The 20092-nt window shown below is 69.7% G+C and carries 17 protein-coding genes; 5 read left to right on the top strand and 12 right to left on the bottom strand.

Annotated features, from left to right (window positions below):
• The 4 genes from MHN84_RS26990 to MHN84_RS27005 form a co-directional block, all read right to left on the bottom strand.
• On the bottom strand, positions 1-687 hold a 687-nt coding region (locus MHN84_RS26990; protein ID WP_241207552.1), incomplete at its 3' end, for a glycosyltransferase family 9 protein.
• The gene (locus MHN84_RS26995; protein WP_241207553.1) at positions 684-2180 is read right to left on the bottom strand and encodes an HAD-IIIA family hydrolase; all 1497 of its coding nucleotides are present in this window, start codon (positions 2178-2180) and stop codon (positions 684-686) included. The genes MHN84_RS26990 and MHN84_RS26995, both read right to left, overlap by 4 nt.
• Positions 2177-3829 carry a carbamoyltransferase C-terminal domain-containing protein gene (locus MHN84_RS27000; RefSeq protein ID WP_241207554.1) on the bottom strand — a complete coding sequence of 551 codons (1653 nt, stop codon included), beginning with the start codon at positions 3827-3829 and terminating at the stop codon, positions 2177-2179. The genes MHN84_RS26995 and MHN84_RS27000 overlap by 4 nt, the downstream gene beginning before the upstream one ends.
• 12 nt (positions 3830-3841) lie before the next feature.
• Complete coding sequence (locus tag MHN84_RS27005) at positions 3842-4861, bottom strand: UDP-glucuronic acid decarboxylase family protein (RefSeq protein ID WP_241207555.1); 1020 nt, start codon at positions 4859-4861, stop codon at positions 3842-3844.
• Between MHN84_RS27005 and MHN84_RS27010 the strand changes: the two genes are divergently transcribed.
• Complete coding sequence (locus tag MHN84_RS27010) at positions 4860-5753, top strand: glycosyltransferase family 2 protein (RefSeq protein ID WP_241207556.1); 894 nt, start codon at positions 4860-4862, stop codon at positions 5751-5753. The genes MHN84_RS27005 and MHN84_RS27010 overlap by 2 nt on opposite strands.
• Before the next feature lie 4 nt (positions 5754-5757).
• Here the strand turns inward: MHN84_RS27010 and MHN84_RS27015 are convergent, their stop codons facing one another.
• The 3 genes from MHN84_RS27015 to MHN84_RS27025 form a co-directional block, all read right to left on the bottom strand.
• Positions 5758-6948: a glycosyltransferase gene (locus MHN84_RS27015; protein WP_241207602.1), complete on the bottom strand. Its 1191-nt coding sequence runs from the start codon at positions 6946-6948 to the stop codon at positions 5758-5760.
• Between the two features lie 11 nt (positions 6949-6959).
• A complete protein-coding gene (locus MHN84_RS27020) occupies positions 6960-7937 on the bottom strand; it encodes a glycosyltransferase (RefSeq protein ID WP_241207557.1) in 978 nt (325 codons plus the stop codon).
• Between the two features lie 153 nt (positions 7938-8090).
• Entirely contained in the window at positions 8091-9209 is a 1119-nt protein-coding gene (locus tag MHN84_RS27025) for a glycosyltransferase family 4 protein (protein ID WP_241207558.1), read from the bottom strand.
• Between the two features lie 144 nt (positions 9210-9353).
• On the opposite strand from MHN84_RS27025, the gene MHN84_RS27030 reads away from it, so the two are divergent.
• Both MHN84_RS27030 and MHN84_RS27035 read left to right on the top strand, forming a co-directional pair.
• Positions 9354-10358: a chemotaxis protein CheB gene (locus MHN84_RS27030; protein WP_241207559.1), complete on the top strand. Its 1005-nt coding sequence runs from the start codon at positions 9354-9356 to the stop codon at positions 10356-10358.
• Positions 10355-11104 carry an STAS domain-containing protein gene (locus tag MHN84_RS27035; protein ID WP_241207560.1) on the top strand — a complete coding sequence of 250 codons (750 nt, stop codon included), beginning with the start codon at positions 10355-10357 and terminating at the stop codon, positions 11102-11104. Before MHN84_RS27030 ends, MHN84_RS27035 begins: the two co-directional genes overlap by 4 nt.
• 7 nt (positions 11105-11111) lie before the next feature.
• Here MHN84_RS27035 and katG read toward each other — a convergent pair whose 3' ends face one another.
• Complete coding sequence (gene katG, locus MHN84_RS27040) at positions 11112-13358, bottom strand: catalase/peroxidase HPI (protein ID WP_241207561.1); 2247 nt, start codon at positions 13356-13358, stop codon at positions 11112-11114.
• 33 nt (positions 13359-13391) lie between these two features.
• Positions 13392-13829 carry a Fur family transcriptional regulator gene (locus MHN84_RS27045; RefSeq protein WP_241207562.1) on the bottom strand — a complete coding sequence of 146 codons (438 nt, stop codon included), beginning with the start codon at positions 13827-13829 and terminating at the stop codon, positions 13392-13394.
• Between the two features lie 138 nt (positions 13830-13967).
• On the opposite strand from MHN84_RS27045, the gene MHN84_RS27050 reads away from it, so the two are divergent.
• Positions 13968-14750, top strand: a complete 783-nt coding sequence (locus MHN84_RS27050; protein ID WP_241207563.1) for an SDR family oxidoreductase — start codon at positions 13968-13970, stop codon at positions 14748-14750.
• Here the strand turns inward: MHN84_RS27050 and MHN84_RS27055 are convergent.
• The 3 genes from MHN84_RS27055 to MHN84_RS27065 form a co-directional block, all read right to left on the bottom strand.
• On the bottom strand, positions 14704-16017 hold the full coding sequence (locus tag MHN84_RS27055) for an acyltransferase (RefSeq protein ID WP_241207564.1): 1314 nt from the start codon (positions 16015-16017) through the stop codon (positions 14704-14706). The two genes, MHN84_RS27050 and MHN84_RS27055, sit on opposite strands and share 47 nt — an antisense overlap.
• Before the next feature lie 70 nt (positions 16018-16087).
• Positions 16088-17227 carry a hypothetical protein gene (locus tag MHN84_RS27060; RefSeq protein WP_241207565.1) on the bottom strand — a complete coding sequence of 380 codons (1140 nt, stop codon included), beginning with the start codon at positions 17225-17227 and terminating at the stop codon, positions 16088-16090.
• Positions 17228-17383: 156 nt separating this feature from the next.
• Positions 17384-19621 (bottom strand): NADP-dependent isocitrate dehydrogenase, encoded by a 2238-nt coding sequence (locus MHN84_RS27065; RefSeq protein ID WP_241207566.1) that lies wholly within the window; start codon positions 19619-19621, stop codon positions 17384-17386.
• A 139-nt stretch (positions 19622-19760) separates the two neighbouring features.
• Here MHN84_RS27065 and MHN84_RS27070 point away from each other — a divergent pair, with 139 nt between their 5' ends.
• Positions 19761-20090 (top strand): cupin domain-containing protein, encoded by a 330-nt coding sequence (locus tag MHN84_RS27070; protein WP_241207567.1) that lies wholly within the window; start codon positions 19761-19763, stop codon positions 20088-20090.
• Positions 20091-20092 lie beyond the last annotated feature (2 nt).

The raw sequence follows: 20092 nt of genomic DNA on the forward strand, positions 1-20092 counted from the left end.
GACGTGCGCGGTCAGCTCGCGCTCGTCCGGGCCGCCGGTGACCACCACGCGGTGCCCGGCGGCGACGAGCGCGGCGACCATCGCCCGGCTGCGGTCGGCGCCGGGCCTCCGCGCGGGTACTGCGGCGCCCGGATGGAACACCACGTACTCGCCCGCGCCGACACGGTCCCGCAGCCACTGCGGCAGTGCAGCGATGCCGGTGACCCGCAGTGCATCGGTATCGCCCTGCGGCAGAGCACATCCGGCGGCCTCGGTGAGCGAGAGGGCGCGCAGCGGCTCCGGGATGTCGTCGGCGACGTGGTGGCGCAGGTCGAGCAGGCTGCCCGGATAGTCCACGCTGATCGCCCCGACCCAGCCGATGTCGGCCATCCGGCACAACAGCGCCAGCGGCAGCGGTGACTGGTGGAACGAGGTGAAGATGTAGCAGCGATCGGGGGCCACGTCGCGCAGCTGCTTGAGCAGGTCGTCGGCGTGTGCGGCGGTGAGTTCGGGCGAGTCGAAATCCACCCAGGGCGCCTGCCATTCGATGATCTCGTCCACCCCGGGCAGCAGTTCCGCGGCAGCGCGCCCCCGCGGCCCTGCCAGCATCACCACCCGATCGTGGCGCTGCGCGACCGCGCGGATCGCCGGACCGGTGATCAGCACGTCGCCCGCACTGTCGAGGCGGGCCACCAGCGCGGTGCTCATCGCGCCTCCTGCAGCACCATGTCCACCGCGGCGGTCAGCGTCGCCGCCACCGCCGCACGCGGGTCCGCCTGCGCCGCCTCGATCTCGGGCGTCAGTGTCCGGTCCGTGGGCACCAGGATCGCCCGGGCACCCGCAGCCAGCGCCGCGCCGACGTCGCTGCCGGTGTCACCGATCATCACGCAGCGCGCCGGCGGCACACCGAGCGCCGCGGCAGCCGCGATCACCATGCCCGGGGCCGGTTTGCGGCACGCACAGCCGTCGTCCTCGCCGTGCAGGCACACCTGCCACTCGTCGAACGCTCCCAGTTGACCGACGACTTCGGCGTTCACCTCTCCGAGCTGTTCGGTGGTGATCAGCCCGCGCGCGACGCCGGACTGGTTGGTCACGACAGCCAGTAGCAGGCCGCGGCGGCGCAGCCGGTCGAGGGCGCGGCGGGCGCCGGGCACGGGGTGCACGCCCCGCGGGTCGTTGAGGTACGGGCCGTCCGCGATCAGTGTGTCGTCGCGGTCGAACAGCACCGCCAGCGGCGGATCGGTTCGCGCATGGCGGTGCTGCCAGGCACCGACCACCCGGTGCCACACCGCCAGCGGCGGGATCAGAGCGCTCGTCGCGACGATCGGCCCGAGTTCGCCCACGGTGCGGGACCCGGCCAGATGGCGACGGGCGGCGAAGTCGGCGGTCAGGCCCGTCCACGCCACACCGGCACCGGCGGCGACGCGGCGGCGACCCGTCACCGCGGCCAGCGCCGCTGCCGCGAGCACCACGGTGGAGGCGGCGTGCGCGGGCAGTCGGCCGCGGCCCTCGCCGATGCGGTCACGCCAGGTGGCCCCGAATTTGCGGCGCATCAGCGCGTTGTCGCGGTTGCCGATCTGGACACGCAGCGACGTCCGCCAGGTCGCGCGCGCCACCGGGTGCAGGCAGCGGCGGCTGCCGCGCAGGATGTGATGGCCCGCGGCGGTCATGCGCAGCGCGATGTCGGAGTCCTCCCGGTAGGCGCGCGGGAAGCGCTGGTCGAAGCCGCCGACCTGCACCAGCACGTCGCGCCGGAAGGCCATGTCGGCGGTGATCCATTGCGCCGTGGCCAGACGCAGCGTGCGTTGTTCGTCGTCGGTGGGGCGCCCGGTGGTCTCGCGCGGCACGTCGAGCCGGCCCTGCGAGCCTGCAGCACCCACCGCGTCCGCCGCCGCGAGATCCTGATCCAGCGCGGAAAGCCATGGGGCCGTGGGCAGGACGTCGTCGTCGAGGAAGCACACCCAGGGCGTGTCGGATGCGCGCCAGCCGACGTTGCGCGCTGCGGCCGGTCCCCGCCCGCCACTCTCGAGCACCTTGACCGGCAGGTCGGACTGCAGCGTGAGGGTGTGCCCGCCGGGCCGGTCGTCGACGACGATCACGCGCGCCGGGCGGGGCCCGTCGCTGCGATCGAGGCCGGTGATCAAGCGCTGCAGAGACTCCCGACCGATGGTCGGGATGACGATCGTCACGTCGTGGTTCATCGGGGTCGCCGCAGGAGGAAGGGGCCCAGCACGAGAACGTCGATGGGGGCGCTGCCGAAACACTCGAGCGCGTCGACCGGACTGTCGACCATCGGTCGGCCCGCGGTGTTGAAGCTGGTGTTCACCAGCACCGGCACACCGGTGCACCGCGCGAAGTGACCGATGGTGGCGTGCAGCAACGGCAGGCTCTCGTCGACGGTCTGCACCCGCGCCGTGCCGTCGACGTGGGTGACGGCCGGGATGCGGTCGCGCCACTCGTCGGCGACATCGTGGACGAACAGCATGTACGGGCTGGGAAGCGGCCCGCGGCGGAAGATCTCACCGGCCCGGTCGGCCAGCACCATCGGGGCGACGGGCCGGAACTGTTCGCGGCCTTTGACGTCGTTGAGCCGCTCGAGGTTGTCGAGCCGGCGCGGGTCGGCCAGCAGGGAGCGGCCGCCCAGCGCGCGGGGCCCGAATTCCGCACGCCCCTGGAACCAGCCGACGAGCTGGTTGTCGGCCAGCGCTTCGCCGACGGTTCGTGCGAGGTCGTCGGGTCGTTCGTAGCGCAGCGCCGCGCGATCGAGGACGGCGCGGATCTCGTCGTCGGTCCATCCGCGACCCAGCTGCGCCGACCCCATGGGTGCGATCGGTTCCGCCTCGTCGGCGGCGAGGGCCAGCGCGGCGCCCAGTGCGGTGCCGGAGTCGCCGGCGGCGGGCTGCACCCAGATGCGGTCGAAGCCGCTCTCGGCGTGGATGCGGGTGTTGGCCACGCAGTTGAGGGCGACGCCGCCGGCCAGGCACAGCGCGTCGGTGTCGACCCGCTCGCGCAGCCAGGACACCAGGTCGAGCAGCACCTCTTCGACCACCTGCTGCACGCTGCAGGCGAGGTCGGCGTGCACGGGGTCCGGCCGGTCCAGCGCACCGACCTGTCCACCGGTCGTGCGGACGGGCGCGAAGTCGGTCCAGGTGATCGGCTCGGTGCGGAAGCCGCCGTCGGGGCAGGCGTAGACCCGCTCCCGCATCGCGTCGATGAACCGGGGGCTGCCGTAGGAGCCCATCGCCATGACCTTGTACTCGTCGCTGGAGCGCGCGAAACCCAAGTGTTCGGTGAGGCTTTCGTAGAGCAGGCCCAGCGAGTGCGGAAGCTCCTGGGTGGCCAGCACGTCGAGCTTGTGGTCGCGGTAGACACCGGCGAGCATCGAGGTGCGCTCCCCGCGGCCGTCGACGACGAGCACCGCGCTGTCGGGGTGCGGCGAGGCCAGCGCGGTGGATGCGGCGTGGGCGACGTGGTGGCGGACATGGCGCACCACGGCGGGGTCGAGGCCCGGCAGCGCGGTGGCGAGGAAGCGGGCGGCGCGCTGTGCATACAGCGTTCGCAGGTACTCCCAGTCGCGGTCGAGGCCATCGGTCTGGCCCGATTCGTCGGCCATCAGCGCCGGATCGTAGGAGTAGCCGACCGCGTCGATGTCGGCCGCGTCGATGCCGGCCTCGGCCAGGCACCACCGCGCGGCGGCAACGGGCAGCTCCCAGGTGGAGAACGGTACGGCCTGCTTGCCGTGTTTGCGGCGGGAGAACCGTTCCTCCTCCGCGGCGGCGACGATCCGGCCGTCGATCACCAGGGCGGCGGCGGGATCGTGGAACACCGCGTTGATACCGAGGATTCGCATGAGGTGGCTCCTTCACCTGGCCTGGGCAGCGGGCAGCGCGGCGTCGCTGCTGTGGGAGGCCAGCGCGGTGCGGAACCAGTCGAGGGTCCGCGCCAGGCCGTCTTCGTAGCTCACGGTCGGAGACCAGCCGAGCAGCTCGCGGGCGGTGGTGATGTCCGGGCAGCGGCGCCGGGGATCGTCGGCGGCGGCCGGTCCGTGATCGATCGGCACGTCGGCACCGGCGAGATCGCGGACGATCTCGGCGATCCGCAGGACCTCGAGCTCCACCGGGTTGCCGATGTTCACGGGTCCGGCGACCGGGTGCCGGGCCAGGGCGATCAGACCGGCGACGGTGTCGTCGACGTAGCACAGCGATCGTGTCTGGGTGCCGTCCCCCGCCACGGTGAGCGGGCGACCCTGCAGCGCCTGATGGCAGAACGTGGGCACCGCGCGCCCGTCGTCCGGGCGCATGCCCGGTCCGTAGGTGTTGAAGATCCGCGCCACCCCGATGTCGGTGCCGAGCTCGCGGTGGTGCGCGAACGCGAGCGCTTCGGCGTAGCGCTTGGCCTCGTCGTACACGCTGCGCGGACCGATCGGATTGACGTTGCCCCAGTAACTTTCGTGCTGCGGATGCTCGAGTGGGTCGCCGTACACCTCGCTGGTCGACGCGAGGACCACCCGGGCGCCGCAGCGGCGGGCCAGGTCGAGCACCGTCGCGGTGCCCAGCGCGCCGGCCCGCAGGGTCTGCAGCGGTAACCGCAGGTAGTCCGGCGGCGACGCGGGGCACGCCAGATGGAAGATCATGTCGAAATGCCGATACGCCAACGCTTCCGGCAGCGGATCGGTGATGTCGTGCGCGACGAAGTGCACCCCGGCGGGCCGGTCCGTGTTGCGCGCAGCACTGGTCGAGAGATTGTCGACGGCCACCACGTCGGCGCCGTCTGCGACCAGGCGGGCACACAGATGCCGACCGAGGAATCCTTCGCCGCCGGTGACCAGCACCTGTGCTGCCACGGTTTGGGGCTCGGTTCCCGGGGTAGCACCACCGCTCATGGTTTCGCGCTCACCTGGTGCCCGCACCTCGTTCGTCATCGCCAGCCGCAACCGATCCGACGAACTCGCCTCGGTGCTGCGGCGACTGCTCGACACGACAAATTCTCCGATCATTCTGGTGGACAACGGCTCTGAGGACGACTCGGTGCAGAAGGCGCGCCGCCTCGCCGACGAGGCCGACGGACGGCTGACCGTCGTGGAGCTCGCCGAGAACCTCGGCGCCGTCGGCCGCAACGTCGGTGTGACCCGCGCGGTCGAGGCATCGACCCCGTACGTGGCGTTCTGCGACGACGACTCCTGGTGGGATGCGGCGTCGATCGGCCTCGCGGAGGAGCTCTTCGACGCGTATCCCACGCTCGCGGTTCTCGCGGCGCGCACGCTGGTCATGCCGAGCGGTCGCGAGGACCCGATCGTGGCCGAGCTCGCCTCAAGTCCACTGGGCCACGATCCGGCGCTGCCGGGCCCGTCGATCCTGGGCTTCCTGGCGTGCTCGGCGATCGTGCGGGCCTCGGCGTTCGAGGCGGTCGGCGGGTTCTCGCCGATCATCCACTTCCGCGGGGAAGAGACGCTGCTGGCCTGGGACCTCGCCGCCCACGGCTGGGACCTGTGCTTCTGCGACCGGCTCACGGCCTTCCACCAGCCCTCGACCCACCGCGGCACCAGCGCGGCGCAGGACGCCCGGTCGATGCGCAACGCGGTGCTGACGACATGGTTGCGCCGGCCGCTGCGGCATTGCCTGAGAGCAACGGCGGGCTTCGTGCGGGCTGCGGCCACCGACCGCGCCCACGCCGGCGCGCTCGGCGAGGCAGTGCGAAAGGTGCCTGCGGTGCTGGCCGCGCGCCGGCGGTTGCCGGACGAGACCGAACGCGCGCTGCGGGTGCTCGAGTCCTGACCGATCATGACGCCGCCCCGATCAGACGCCCGTACACGGCCGCGGTGTCCTCGGCGACGCGCCGCCAGGAGTAGCGCTCCTCGACGCGGGCGCGTCCTGCGCGGCCCAGCGCGGCCCGCAAGCCCGCGTCGGCGAGGATGGGGTTGATCGCGTCCGCGCAGCGTTGCGCGTCGCGCGGGGGGACGAGCCGCCCCGTCACGTCGTCGACGACGGTGTCGAGCATGCCGCCCACGGCACTGGCCACCACGGGCACACCGCACGACATCGCTTCCAGCGGAACGATGCCGAACGGCTCGTACCACGGCGTCGCGGCCACCACGTCCGCGGAGCGCAGCAGCATCGGCATCTCGTCGCGGGCGATCGCGCCGTAGAAGTGCACGCGATCGGCGACACCGAACTGGGCGGCAACGGCATTGAGTCGCTGCGCCTCGGCGTCGCGGTCGAGTTCGGACTTGTCGGGACCGCCGACGATCACCAGCTCCGCGGCGGGGATCTGCGGCATGGCGCGGATCAGCGTCTCGAATCCCTTGCGCGGCACCAGGCGTCCCACCGACACGATGCGCTGCGCGCTGCCGCGGGTGGCCCTCGGCCCGATGTGGCGGAATTCGTCTGGGTTCACCCCGCAGGGCACCACGGACATCGCGTCCGCGTCGCGGCCCAAGCGCTGCAGTTCGGCGACCTCGTCGGTGCATGTCGCGGCGACCCAGTCCACGCTGCGCGCCACGTGGCTCTCCAGCCGAATCCGGTCGTTGGGGCTGGTGTCGTCACGGCCCTGGTGGCGCCGCTTGACCACTCCGAGCGCGTGGAAGGTCTGCACGACCGGAATGCGGTGCCGCCGCGCAGCGCGCAGTGTCGCAAGGCCCGACATCCAGAAGTGCGCGTGGGCGACGTCGGGCCGCCAGCGAGCCCAGTCGTCGGCGAGCACATCCCCGAAGTCCGGCATGTATTGCGCCAGATCATCTTTGGGTATGCGGCGGGCGGGTCCGGCCGGAACGTGCACGACGGTGTAGCCGAACTCGGTGTCGACCCGGTCCAGCAGATCCTCGTCGTCGCGACGGGTGTAGACCACCACCTCGTGCCCCTGAGCCGCGAGCGCCGCGGACAGTTCGGCGACGGCCACGTTCTGGCCGCCCGCGTCGACACCGCCCAGCAGGGCCAGCGGGCTGGCGTGTTCGGAGACCATCGCGATCCGCAGCGTGGGGGCGCTCATGGGCACACCTCCTCGATCAGGCGGTCCCAATCGGCGAGGAAGCGATCGAGTCCGTAGTGGGTCAGGGCATGCTCGCGGGCGGCCTTGCCGGCGAGCGCGGCGGCGTCGGGGTCGGCGACGAAGTGCGCGAGGGCTTCTCCCAGCACCGAGCGGTCGGCGCTGACCACCCCCGCGTCTGCGGGGACGGCCAGGGGCGCCATCGTCGCGGCGACGGCCACCACGGGCATGCCCGCGCACATCGCCTCCAGCAGGGACAGTCCCAGCGACGTCCAGCGGGCGGTGTGCAGGTACACACGTCGGCGGGCGACGTCGTCGAGGACGGCGGCCCCGGAAATGTCGCCGTGTCCCCTCACCGCGCCGCCAGAGCGTGAATCCGTGTTCAGCTCTTCGGTTTTCATTCCCCAGACGTCGACCGGGGCGTACCGGCTCAGCGGCGCGAGAAGGTCGGCGCCGACCGTGCGCCACCGCCGCACCGGTTCGTTGATCATCGCCGCCGCCGCGGCGATCTCCCCGGTGTAGAGATGCCCCCGGTCAGCCACCCCATGGTCGATGACCCGGGTCGGCGCACTGCCGTTGTCCCACATCAACTCGTTGAACGCGGTGACGTGCACCAGCGTGACATCACTGCGATCGGCCAGCGGGTGCCGGCTGTCGACGGGGGACGGCCGGGGCGCGTTGTGCTCGACGTACACCGCCGGGACCTCGACGCCCGGGCGGCGGCCGAGATGGCGCGCCGCGAGCTCGACGTCTCGCGGCCGCTGCAGCACGACGAGATCGACGTCGATGTCACGCAGACGGTCGACGGGCACGGCCTGGGCCCGGCGCCAGGTGCGGCCGGCGAGGCCCCGGCCGTCCTCGTCACGATCGGCGGTGACGGGGATCAGATAGCGGTGCCGACCCGTCACGAAGGACTCCGTCCACGAACCGTGCACGTGCCAGATCAGCACGGTGCGCGGTCCCTGAAGCGAAGGCATGGGGCGCGAAATACCCTTGAGAGAATTCACCAAACCGAACTTCTCCGAAAAGTTGGATTCCGCTGTTACCAGCGAAAACGCCGACCACAGAGCAGAATTCGCGCATGGCCCAGCGGCGGCCCACGTCCGGGGTCGCCGCCGGCGAGCACTTCGTCAGACGGATATCATGGCTCGTCGCGCCGCCGACTCGTACACCGCTTCAGCGTCGGTGGCCACCCGGTCCCAGCAGTAGCGCGACCGCGCACGGGCGCGGCCTGCCAGCCCCATCCCCTGCCGCAGGACGTTCTGGGCGAGGACTGCGCGCAGCGCACGGCTGAGTTCCTGTGGATGCCCGTGCGGCACCAGTAACCCGGTCACCTCGTCGATGACGGCATCGCGTGCGCCACCGGCCTCGGCGGCCACGACGGCCACGCCGCACGCCATCGCCATGAGCGCCAGGCGGGGGTCGGGGTCCTCGGGCGACGGGCACACAGCGACATCTGCGGATGCGAGCCACGCCGCGACGTCCCGATCGCCGGCCGCCTGCGCGACCCGGATGCGATCGCCGACGCCCAGTCGCTGCGCATGGGTGAGCAGCTCCTGCATCCCCGCGCCGCCGGACGCGCCGGCGCCGAGCACCACGAGATCGGCGGAGGGCACACCGGGAAGAGCGGCGACCAGCGCGGCGACACCGCGGGGAGCGCCCAGATCGTCGACGAGTGCGACGATACGGTGCCGTCGCGCATCAGGATTCGCCGGTGGTACGTGGAAGGCGTCGACGTCGATCCCGCACGGGAGCACGCTGACGCGCCTTCGGGACGCGCCGAGGCGGATGATCCTCTGCATGTCGTCGCTGCATGGGGCGGTCACCATCGTGGCGTTGCGGGCCAGCAGCGTCTCGAGCTTTTTGGTCGTCTCCGAACCCCGCACTTCGGATCGCTCGCCGGACACCCGCGAGAACGTCTGCACGGTCGCGACGGGCCGGCGGTTGGCGGCCAGCGCGGCCGCCATGCCGTACGCGAGCCCATGGCAGTGCACGACGTCCGGCGGCTCGTCGGTGTATTCGTCGACCAGGAACCGGCCCATCTGAGCGATCCCCGACATCAACTCGCCCTCGGACCGGGGACTCGGGTCGGTGTCGGGGATCCGCACGATGCGGTAGTCGCCGGTGTTCCCACTCACCGGTGACGCGGTGATGAACCGCACCTCGTGGTCGCGCCGTGACAGCGCGGCCGCGAGACTCTCGGCGTCGTAGCACCCTGCCGCGCGCCCCGTGTTCGCGATGATCGCCACTCTCATAGTTGTGGGAAGGCCACAAGTGATCACTGCCAAACTCCTCGCGGCCGGGCGGTTCGTTTGGTGGATCCCCCTCTTCGTCAGGTGGATCGTCCGAGTCCGACCGGGTTACCTCCGGCCGTCGCGGGTAGCCCCACACCCATGACGATCGAGCACGTGCGCTCGCTGCGCGGCGTGGTGGCGATCGGTGGATCGGCGGGCGGCGTGGAGGCGCTGTCCCACGCGGCGGCGGCTCTACCCGCCGATCTTCCGTTCGCGGTGCTGATGGCGTTGCATTTACCACCGGACGCACCCAGCGTGCTGGCCGACATCATCGGCCGGCGCACGCCGCTGGAGACGGTGGCGGCCGAGGAGGGCATGCCGGTCGAACCCGGCAGGATCTACGTGGCGGTTCCGGGCCGGCACCTGCTGACACTCGACCACCGAATCGTGCTGTCCGAAGGGCCGACCGAGAACGGGTACCGACCGGCACTCAACGCGTTGTTCCGTTCTGTGGCAGTAGCATTCGGACCAAAGGCGGTCGGCATTCTCGTCTCGGGAGTGCTCGACGACGGCGTGCTGGGTCTGGCAGCCATCCGGTCTCGGGGCGGCATCACGATGTGTCAGGACCCGCAGGACGCCACGTTCCCGGCACTGCCGCGCAACGCGCTGAACGCCGGCGTCGTCGATCGCACGGTGCGCGCGGCGGACATCGGCGCGATGCTCACCGACCTGGAGCTACCCGCCTCCGCTGCTGCTGCCCCACTGCATCCAGATCTGGCATCGGAGAACCGCATCGCGATGTCGGGCCGTTTCGGGGTCGGCACGGCACACGAGTCGTTCGACGAGCCGGCCGGTTTGATGTGTCCGGACTGCCACGGTTCCCTGCAGATCGCGAGTGCCGATCACTTCCGCTGCCATGTGGGCCACGCGTGGACGGCCGAGGCGCTGCTGGGCGCTCAGGATCGGGAGATAGAGAGAGCTCTGTGGATGGCGATCCAATCGCTGGTGGAGAAGAGCCGGCTCGCCCGCCAACTGGCCGACAAAGCCACCTCCCCCGCGGTCAAGCAGCGCTACTGTGAGCTGGCCGCCGCGACCGACAAAGCACTGGCCGTGCTGCGCGACAGACTGTCCTCGGCACCGGAGGGGATGCCGCCAGGACGATGATCGAGAGCACGGTCGCAATCCGCGTGACCCGTACACCGGGGTACGCGCTGATCACGGTGGCCGGGACACTCGACAGCTGGACCTATCGGGATGTCCGAGACGCTGTGATCAAGGCAGCGCTCGACCAGCACGACGCGGTCGTCGTCGACGTCAGCGGACTCACTGCACCCGCCATCACCGCCTGGGCTGCCTTCACCAGCGCGCGCTGGCACGTCAGCGTCTGGCCCGACGTTCCACTGGTCCTGGTGTGCGACGACGACGCCGAGCGGTCGAGGATCGAGCGCAGTGGCATCACCCGCTACGTTCCCGTGGTCTCCGACGAGGTCGCCGCCGCGTCCGCCATCGGACACCGCGCCCACTTCCGCCACCGGGCCCGCACGACGCTGGACGTCTCGGCCACCACCGTCACCGCCGCCCGTCGCTTCGTCCGGCAGTGTCTGACGGCATGGTCGTGTCATGACGCCACCTTGACGGCGTCGGCCGTGGTCACCGTACTGGTCGAGAATGTGCTGACCCACACGCGAAGCCACCCGGTGGTGACCGTCGAAAGGGTGGAAGACCGCGTGACGGTCGCGGTCAGCGACGACGATCCGCGTGCCGCCGTCCGTCACGAGAATGTGGACAACGGCGCCCACACCGTCTCGGGCCTCGCCGTGGTGGCTGCCCTGAGCAGGGCCTGGGGCAGCATCCCCACGGCGGGCGGGAAGACGGTGTGGGCGCTCATCGGGCCGGAGAACCGGCTGTGAGAACTACCTACCGCAGGTCGAACCGGTCGTTGTTCATCACCTTGACCCACGCGGCGACGAAGTCCTCGACGAACTTGCCCCGGCTGTCGTCCTGGGCGTAGACCTCGGCGATGCCCCGCAGGATGGAGTTCGACCCGAACACCAGATCGTTGGCGGTCGCCGTCCACTTGATGGCACCGGTCGCGCGGTCGCGGCCCTCGTAGACGTTCTCGGTGTCGGTCGACGGCTTCCACTCCGTGCTCATGTCGAGCAGGTTGGTGAAGAAGTCGTTGGTCAGCACGCCCGGGGTGTCGGTGAACACCCCGTGCTTGCTGCCGCCGTGGTTGGCGCCGATCACGCGCAGACCGCCGATGAGCGCAGCCATCTCCGGTGCGGTCAGGTCGAGGAAGTACGCCTTGTCGATGAGCAGCTTCTCCACCGGGGTCTTCTCGCCGGGCTGCGCGTAGTTGCGGAACCCGTCGGCTTTGGTCTGGAGTACCGCGAACGACTCGACGTCGGTCTGTTCCTGGGACGCATCGGTGCGACCGGGGGCGAAGTGGACGTCGATCTCGAATCCGCCGTCCTTGGCTGCCTTCTCGATCGCCGCGGAGCCCGCGAGCACGATCACGTCGGCCAGCGAGATCTTCTTGCCACCGGAGGCCGAGGCGTTGAAATCCTGCTGGATCTTCTCCAGCACGGGCAGCACCTTGTCCAGCTCCGAGGGCTCGTTGACCTCCCAGCTGCGCTGCGGCTCCAGGCGCAGGCGGGCACCGTTGGCGCCACCGCGCTTGTCGGTCCCGCGGAAGCTCGCCGCCGATGCCCACGCCGTCTTGACCAGCTGCGGCACCGAGATGCCCGACGACAGGATCGTGTTCTTCAGCGACGCGATGTCCGACTCGTCGACCAATTCGTGGTCGACGGCGGGCACCGGGTCCTGCCACAGCTGCGGCTCGGGCACCCACGGTCCGAGGTAGCGGCTGATCGGGCCCATGTCACGGTGCATCAGCTTGTACCACGCCCTGGCGAAGGCGTCGTTCATCTCCTCGGGATGGTCGAGCCAGCGCCGGGTGATCTGACCGTAGATGGGGTCGACCCGCATCGAGACGTCGGTGACGAGCATGGTGGGCTTGCGCGGCGGTCCGCCGAACGGATCCGGGATGGTGGCCTCGGCGTCCTTGGCCTCGAACTGCCAGGCACCGGCGGGGCTCTTGGTCAGCTCCCACTCGTTGCCGTAGAGGATCTCCAGATACCCGTTGCTCCACTGCGTCGGGGTTCCGGTCCAGACGACCTCGAGCCCGGAGGTGATGGTGTCGGCGCCCTTGCCGGAACCGAACGGGCACTTCCAGCCCAGGCCCTGCTGCTCGATCGGCGCACCCTCGGGCTCGGGGCCCATCCCCTCGTCAGGGCCGGCGCCGTGGGTCTTGCCCAGCGTGTGGCCGCCGACGATCAGCGCGGCGGTCTCCTCGTCGTTCATCGCCATCCGGCCGAACGTCTCACGGATGTCGTGCGCGGCGGCCAGCGGATCCGGCTTGCCTTCGGGCCCTTCGGGATTGACGTAGATCAGGCCCATCGTGGTGGCGCCGAAGGGCTCGGCGAGCTGACGGTCGCTGTCGTTGGTACCGCCGTACCGCTTGTCGGTACCCAGCCAGGTGTCCTCCTGGCCCCACAGCATCTCCTCGGGCTCCCAGATGTCCTCGCGCCCGAACGCGAAACCGAAGGTCTTGAAGCCCGCGGACTCCAGCGCGGCATTGCCCGCGTAGGCGATCAGGTCGGCCCAGGAGATCTTGTTGCCGTACTTGCGCTTGATCGGCCACAGCAGTCGGCGCGCCTTGTCGAGGTTGGCGTTGTCGGGCCAGCTGTTCAACGGGGCGAACCGCTGCGCGCCCTGACCGGCGCCACCCCGCCCGTCGAAGATGCGGTAGGTGCCTGCGGCGTGCCAGCTCATCCGGATGAACAGGCCGGCGTAGCTGCCGTAGTCGGCGGGCCACCAGTCCACGGACGTGGTGACCACCTCGGCGACGTCCCGCTTGAACGCCTCGACGTCGAGCTTGGCGAACTCGGTCGCGTAGTCGAAGTCCTCACCGAGCGGGTTGCCCTTCTCGTTCTGCTTGTGCAGCAGCGAGACGTCGACCTGCTCGGGCCACCAGTCCTTGTTGGTCAGCGGCGCATGGACTTTGGGCTGCGGCGCGTCGATGACCGGGTTCTCGGATTCGCTGTGGCTGTGGGTCTTGGTGTCTGAGTGCGGCGGGCGGGCATCGGACGTATCAGAGGACACAACATTCCCTTTCGGTGGTGGATGACGAGCTGATCACGGATGTGATCGGGGCTGCGGGGTGCACTCGGGGCACAGGCCCCAGAAGATGACCTCGGCTTCGTCGACGTCGAAGCCGAGGTCGTCCGACGCGGTCAGGCACGGCGCCTCACCCACGGCGCAGTCCACGTCGGCCACCACACCGCACGACCGGCACACGATGTGGTGGTGGTTGTCGCCCACTCGGGCTTCGTAGCGGGCGAGATGACCGGCGGGCTGGATCCGGCGGACGAGACCGGTGGCGGTGAGCGCGTTGAGCGCGTCGTAGACCGTCTGGCGGGAGATGTCGGGCGCCCGGTCGCGGGCGGCGGCGATGATGTCCTCGGTGTCAGCGTGCGGATGGTGCTCGACCGCATGCATCACCGCCATCCGGGGCCGGGTCACCCGAAGGCCCGCTGACTTGAGCGCGTCTGCGTAGTCGGGGTCGTCGGTCATCTCTTCGATCTTGGCCCGTTTTCTGGATTAGATCAAGAATTCGACGGAACTTTTTGCAGGGAATTTTCCGCCACGTCGCTGGGCGGCCAGAAAGCGAACACGGCTTTTGCGCGCCACAGCCACGGGTACGGGCTGGACATGACAGCACCTCTTGCCCTCGTGACCGGCGCATCCAGCGGCATCGGCCTCGAACTCGCGCGCCGTTTCGCCCGTGACGGCTACGACCTGGTGGTCGCCGCCGAGGACGACGGCATCGTCGCCGTGCCCGACCAACTCGCGACCTACGGTGGCGCAGTGCACCCCGTCCAGGTGGACCTGCGCACGCCCGAGGGCGTCGAACACCTCTTCGCGAGCACAGTGCAGAAAGGAACGCCGGTCGCCGCGGCAGCCTTGAACGCCGGGGTCGGACGAGGAGACATGTTCCTCGCCAGTGAACTGGCCGACGATATGAGCATCATCGATCTGAACGTGCGCTCGACGGTGCACCTGGCCAAACTCGTCCTGCGCGACATGGCCAACCGCGACGCCGGCAGAGTGCTGTTCACGTCCTCGGTCGCGTCGATGATGCCGGGCTCGTTCCAGCCGGTCTACAACGCGTCGAAGTCGTTCGTGCAATCGTTCGTCAAGGCTTTACAGGACGAGCTGCGGGACACGTCGATCACGGTGACCGCGCTGCTGCCGGGGCCCACCGATACTGCGTTCTTCGGCCGCGCGAAGATGCTGCACACCCCGATCGGGAGGATGGGCAAAGACGACCCGGCCGAGGTCGCCCGCCAGGGTTACGAGGCGCTGATGCGCGGTGACCGGCAGGTGGTCGCCGCATCGTGGAGCTCCAAGATGATGGGCTCGATGCTGCGCGTCCTGCCGGACCCGATCAAGGCCGCCGGGAACCGCTTGGTGTCGGCGCCGTTCGGGCGCTGACGTCCGGTCCGACAGCCGCGGCGACGCCTGCGCCGATCCGCGCCGCCGCCAATGCCGCGGCGAACACCGCGAGCGCCGCCCACCCCCATCCGGTGAGCCCCAGTTTGGCGGTGAACACGAGCGCCACCCCGGCGGCGCACACCAGCACTCCGGTGGCGGTCGCGCGGGCACCGCGTGCGCTGACCGGCCGGTCCCACCACGGCAGCGGACGGTGTTCCAGCGGAGACAGTGCGACGAAGAATGCGGCCATCACGCCGGCGAACAACACCGCCCGCACCGCCAACAGCCCCCAGAACCCCGGTGCGTGCACGTCGTAGGCGTCGAGGCCGACGGCGTGAAGTGCGAAGGCGGCCACCGCGATCGCCGGGATGTGCCAGAGGTAGAGCGTCATCGCGCCGCCGTTGCCCGTGCTGACCACCCGCCACACCCGCGGGCGGAGCGCCCATCGCTGCAGTGCGCCGGCGGCGAGCACGAACGCGCACGACATCCACGTGCAGTGCACGGCGAGCAACAGCGTGGGCGGAGCCACGTTCGACACCTGCTCGGCCCCGGTGACCACCAGCGACACGTCGTAGGGCCCCACGGCGGCGATGGCCAGTTGTGCGACGAACGCGCCGACGCCGACCCAGGCCGCCCATCGCGCGCTGATCAACCGCCGGGCGTAACCGACGCCGATCGCGACCGGGATGAGCCAGACGACGACGAAATTGGTGACGCCCGCGGTGGGAGTGTCGAGGGCGAACCGGGCGGCGTCGCCGAGCGCTGTCGCAGCGAGGAGACCGATGAGGACCACGGTGACGGTGCGCTGTGCGGTCATCCGGACCAGAGCGGGGACAGCGGCGAGTGTCACCAGGTAGACCCCGAGGAACCACAGCAGCGCGACGCTCTCGCGGCCCAGTCGCGCGGCCGATTCCGCGCCGAGCGTGAAGCGCACGACGAGCAGGCCCGCAGACCACACCGCGAGGTAGAAGAACACCGGGCGGCACAGTCGCTGCGCTCGCGTGAAAAGCCACGTGCCCCAAGGCGTTCCGTCGCGGTGACCATAGGTACCGGCAGCCCCGCCGGCCAGGAAGAACAGCGGCATCACCTGAACGATCCACGTGACGGGCGCGATCGCGGGAAGTGCGCCGATCAGGTTCCCCACGTGCAGGCCGCGCCCGTCGATCGACGCGAGGAGCAGCGCGCAGTGGCCGAACATCACCACCGACAGCGCCGCGAGACGGGCGACGTCCACGGCGCGGTCACGGGTGGGGGCGGTAACGGTCATGACCCCAGCATGCCGCCGGGTGGTGTCGAGTGGATGAGTACTACTACCCGAGTGTGCGGGCGTTGATCTGTCAGGGCAGCGCTTCGAGGAAGGCGCTCAGCGGACCGTTGGACGCGGTGCCCGATGTCGGCCCCGATGTCGCGGTGCTCACCGGAACCGCTGCAGCGGCTTGCGCCGGCGCCGGCGCAACCACCGCCTGCACCGGTCCGGCGGCCAGCTGAGACCCGGTGAGATGCGGTTGGCCGATCATGGTGTCGTTCGTCTGCGGATCGCTGGGCGTGATGCCGACCGCCGCGACGCTGGCGGAGCTGGGCTGCTGGAACTCCTGCGCGGTGGCGATCTGCGTACCGGCCGAGCCCTGCGTACCGGCCGAGCCCTGCGGGAGCGCCGCAGTCTGCGGGACCGCCCCGCTCTCCGCGGGTCCGACGGGTGTGTCGGCCGTGGCCGCAAGAGGGGTCCCCGTCGTCGCCGCCGGAGTCGACGCGCCCACCGCGGGCTCCTCCTGCACCGGCTCCTGCTCTGGATCCTGCACTGTGGGAGCCGCGAACGACTGGGCCGACTCGACCGGCGTGAACGTCTCCGGGGCGGCTTCGGGGGCCGGCGCGACGGTCGGCGGCGGGGCCGGTACGGCCGCGGGAACGGGTGCCGGCGCAGCAGGCGGTACCGCGGCGGGTGCCGGCGTGGCAGCGGAGGCTTCCACGACCGGGGTATCGGTGGTGAATCCGCCGGTCAGGGCGTAGATTCCGACGCCGGCGACGGCCACCACGCCGGCGGCGGCACCCGCGACGGGCAGCGGCACCCGCGACACCAGCCGCGACAGCACGCTGCGATAGTCGCCGCGATCGCCGCCGTGCAGATCGGCGCGCGCCGCGCCGTAGGCGAGCACCAGGTGAGGGGCGATGTGGCGGGCGGTGCGGTTGCGTCCTTCGCGGGCCGCCTCCTGCGTCACCGTCTCCACCGTGTCGAATCCGAACAGGCGCAGCTTGGTGCGCAGCCGGATGCCATGGGTCCGTGCGTCGTCACTCCACGTCAGGCGCACCCCGTCGATATCGCGCTGACTTTGCAGGGCGAACGCCTGAACGCTGCGCGCCGTGGCGCGGGCAATCTCGTTCGCCGAATCGATCGGCACCACCTCGTCGGCCAGGATGGTGCCGTCCTTGACATCGACCAATGCCCACACCGCACTCTTGGCGGTCAGCGAAAGACCCATAACCACGCGCATAGCTACCCCTGACGACGGCCGGTGATGGCCCTTTATCGGCGTATCCATGTCGGATGTTACGCACACCACACCGAGTTGTCGCCGAACGTGGCGAAACCGCAATTGACCGCAGCGGCGAATTCCAGCGTTTAGCTGGACGGTGGCTCAGCTCTGCAGCGACTCCAGAGCGGAATTGAACGTCTCACTGGGCCGCATCACCGCGGTGGTCTTCTCCCGATCGGGGTAGTAGTAGCCTCCGATGTCCACGGCCTCGCCTTGCACGGCGTTGAGCTCGGAGACGATGGTGTCCTCCTGCTCGGCCAGGGTCTTGGCGAACGCACTGAAGTGCTCGGCGAGCTCGGAGTCCTCGTTCTGGTTCGCGAGCTCCTGCGCCCAGTACATCGTCAGGTAGAACTGGCTGCCGCGGTTGTCGAGTTCACCGGTCTTGCGCGACGGGCTCTTGTTGTTGTCGAGCAGCTTGCCGATGGCGGCGTCGAGCGCCTTGCCCAGGATCGAGGCCTTCTTGTTCCCGGCCTTGGCCCCCATGTCCTCGAAGCTCGCGCCGAGCGCCAGGAACTCACCCAGGGAATCCCAGCGCAGGTGGTTCTCCTCCACCAGCTGGTTGACGTGCTTGGGCGCCGAGCCGCCGGCGCCGGTCTCGTACAGTCCGCCACCGGCCATCAGCGGCACGATGGACAGCATCTTGGCGCTGGTGCCCAGCTCGAGGATCGGGAAGAGGTCGGTGAGGTAGTCGCGCAGGATGTTGCCGGTCGCCGAGATGGTGTCCTGCCCGCGGATCAGCCGTTCCAGCGTGTACCGCATCGCCCACACCTGCGGCAGGATCGTGATCTCCAGGCCCTCGGTGTCGTGGTCGCCGAGATACTTCTTCACCTTGGCGCGCAGCTCGTTCTCGTGCGGCCGTTCGTCGTCGAGCCAGAACACCACCGGCATGCCCGAGGCGCGGGCGCGCGTCACGGCGAGTTTGACCCAGTCCTGGATCGGGGCGTCCTTGACGATCGGCATGCGCCAGATGTCGCCCTCCTCGACGTTCTGGGTCAGCAGCACCTCGCCGGTCTCGTTGTCGACGATGTCGGCGACGCCGTCTTCGGTGATCTCGAAGGTCTTGTCGTGGCTGCCGTACTCCTCGGCCTTCTGCGCCATCAGGCCGACGTTGGGCACCGTGCCCATGGTCGTCGGGTCGAACTGGCCGTGGGTCTTACAGAAGTTGATGACCTCCTGGTACATCCGGGAGAACGTCGACTCGGGGTTGACGGCCTTGGTGTCCTTGGTGCGGCCGTCGGCGCCGTACATCTTTCCGCCGAGCCGGATCATCGCCGGCATCGAGGCGTCGACGATGACGTCGCTGGGCGAGTGGAAGTTGGAGATGCCCTTCGCCGAATCGACCATCGCGAGCTCGGGCCGGTGCTCGTGGCACTTGTGCAGATCTTCGATGATCTCCTCGCGCTGGGATGCGGGCAGCGCCTCGATCTTGTCGTAGAGATCCGACAGGCCGTTGTTGACGTTGACGCCCAGCTGGTCGAACAGTTCCTGATGCTTGGCGAACGCGTCCTTGTAGAACACCTTGACGGCATGGCCGAACACGATGGGGTGGCTGACCTTCATCATCGTGGCCTTGACGTGCAGCGAGAACATCACGCCGGTCTTGTAGGCGTCCTCGATCTGCGCCTCGTAGAACTCGATGAGCGCCTTCTTGCTCATGAACATGCTGTCGATGACGTCGCCCTCGTCGAGCTTGACCTCGGGCTTGAGCACGATGGTCTCGCCCCGCGTGGTCTTGAGCTCCATGCGTACGTTGCGCGCCTTGTCGAGTGTCATCGACTTCTCGCCGTGGTAGAAGTCGCCGCCCTTCATCGTCGCGACGTGCGTGCGGGAGGCCTGTGACCACTCCCCCATGCTGTGCGGGTGCTTGCGGGCGTACTCCTTGACCGCCTTCGGCGCCCGGCGGTCTGAATTCCCTTCGCGCAGAACGGGATTGACCGCACTGCCGAGAACCTTGGCGTAGCGTTCCTTGATCTGGCGCTCATCGTCGGTCTTCGGATCGCCCGGATAGTCGGGCAGGTCGTAACCCTTGCTCTTCAGTTCCTTGATGGCGGCGAGCAGCTGGGGCACCGAGGCGCTGATGTTCGGCAGCTTGATGATGTTGGTCTCGGGGAACTGGGTCAGTTCACCGAGTTCGGTGAGATAGTCGGGTACTCGCTGGTCCTCGCTGAGCCGGTCGGAGAACTCGGCCAGGATGCGGGCGGCCACCGAGATGTCGCTGGACTTGACGTCGATGTCGGCGGCGCTTGCGAACGCGCGCACCACAGGCAGGAAGGCGTAGGTCGCGAGCAGCGGCGCCTCGTCGGTCAGGGTGTAGAAAATGGTGGGCTGCTCGGCGCTCATGTAGTGGCCTCCCGGCGTTGAAGTGCGGTCAGAGATGTGTCATTTTCGGGGCGGTTCAACCCTACCGAACCGGGGTGCTCCCCGGTCCGGTCACATCCTCGGTTGACGATCCAGCCGCAGCGGGCATGGAATGGCAGCCATGCAAAAGGTGTCGATCGACGCGCTGGCCCGCCAACAACTCGAGCGGGCGGCATCGACCGGCCGCAACGCCGCCGACACGGTGGTGGGCGGTCACGAGCGGATCCTGCGCCAGACCGTGGTCGGGATGACGGCAGGTTCGGAGATGAGCGAACACGCCAATCCCGGCGAGGCCACCATCTTCGTGCTCAGGGGATCCGTGCGGCTGCTCGCCGGCGACGATCACTGGGACGGCCGCACCGGGGATCTGTTGCTGATCCCCGATGCACACCATTCCCTGCGCGCGCTCGAGGATGCGGCGATCCTGCTGACGGTGGCCAAGCGACCCTGACG

Origin of the sequence: Mycobacterium sp. PSTR-4-N (assembly GCF_022348085.1) — a bacterium.
Lineage (GTDB): Bacteria > Actinomycetota > Actinomycetes > Mycobacteriales > Mycobacteriaceae > Mycobacterium.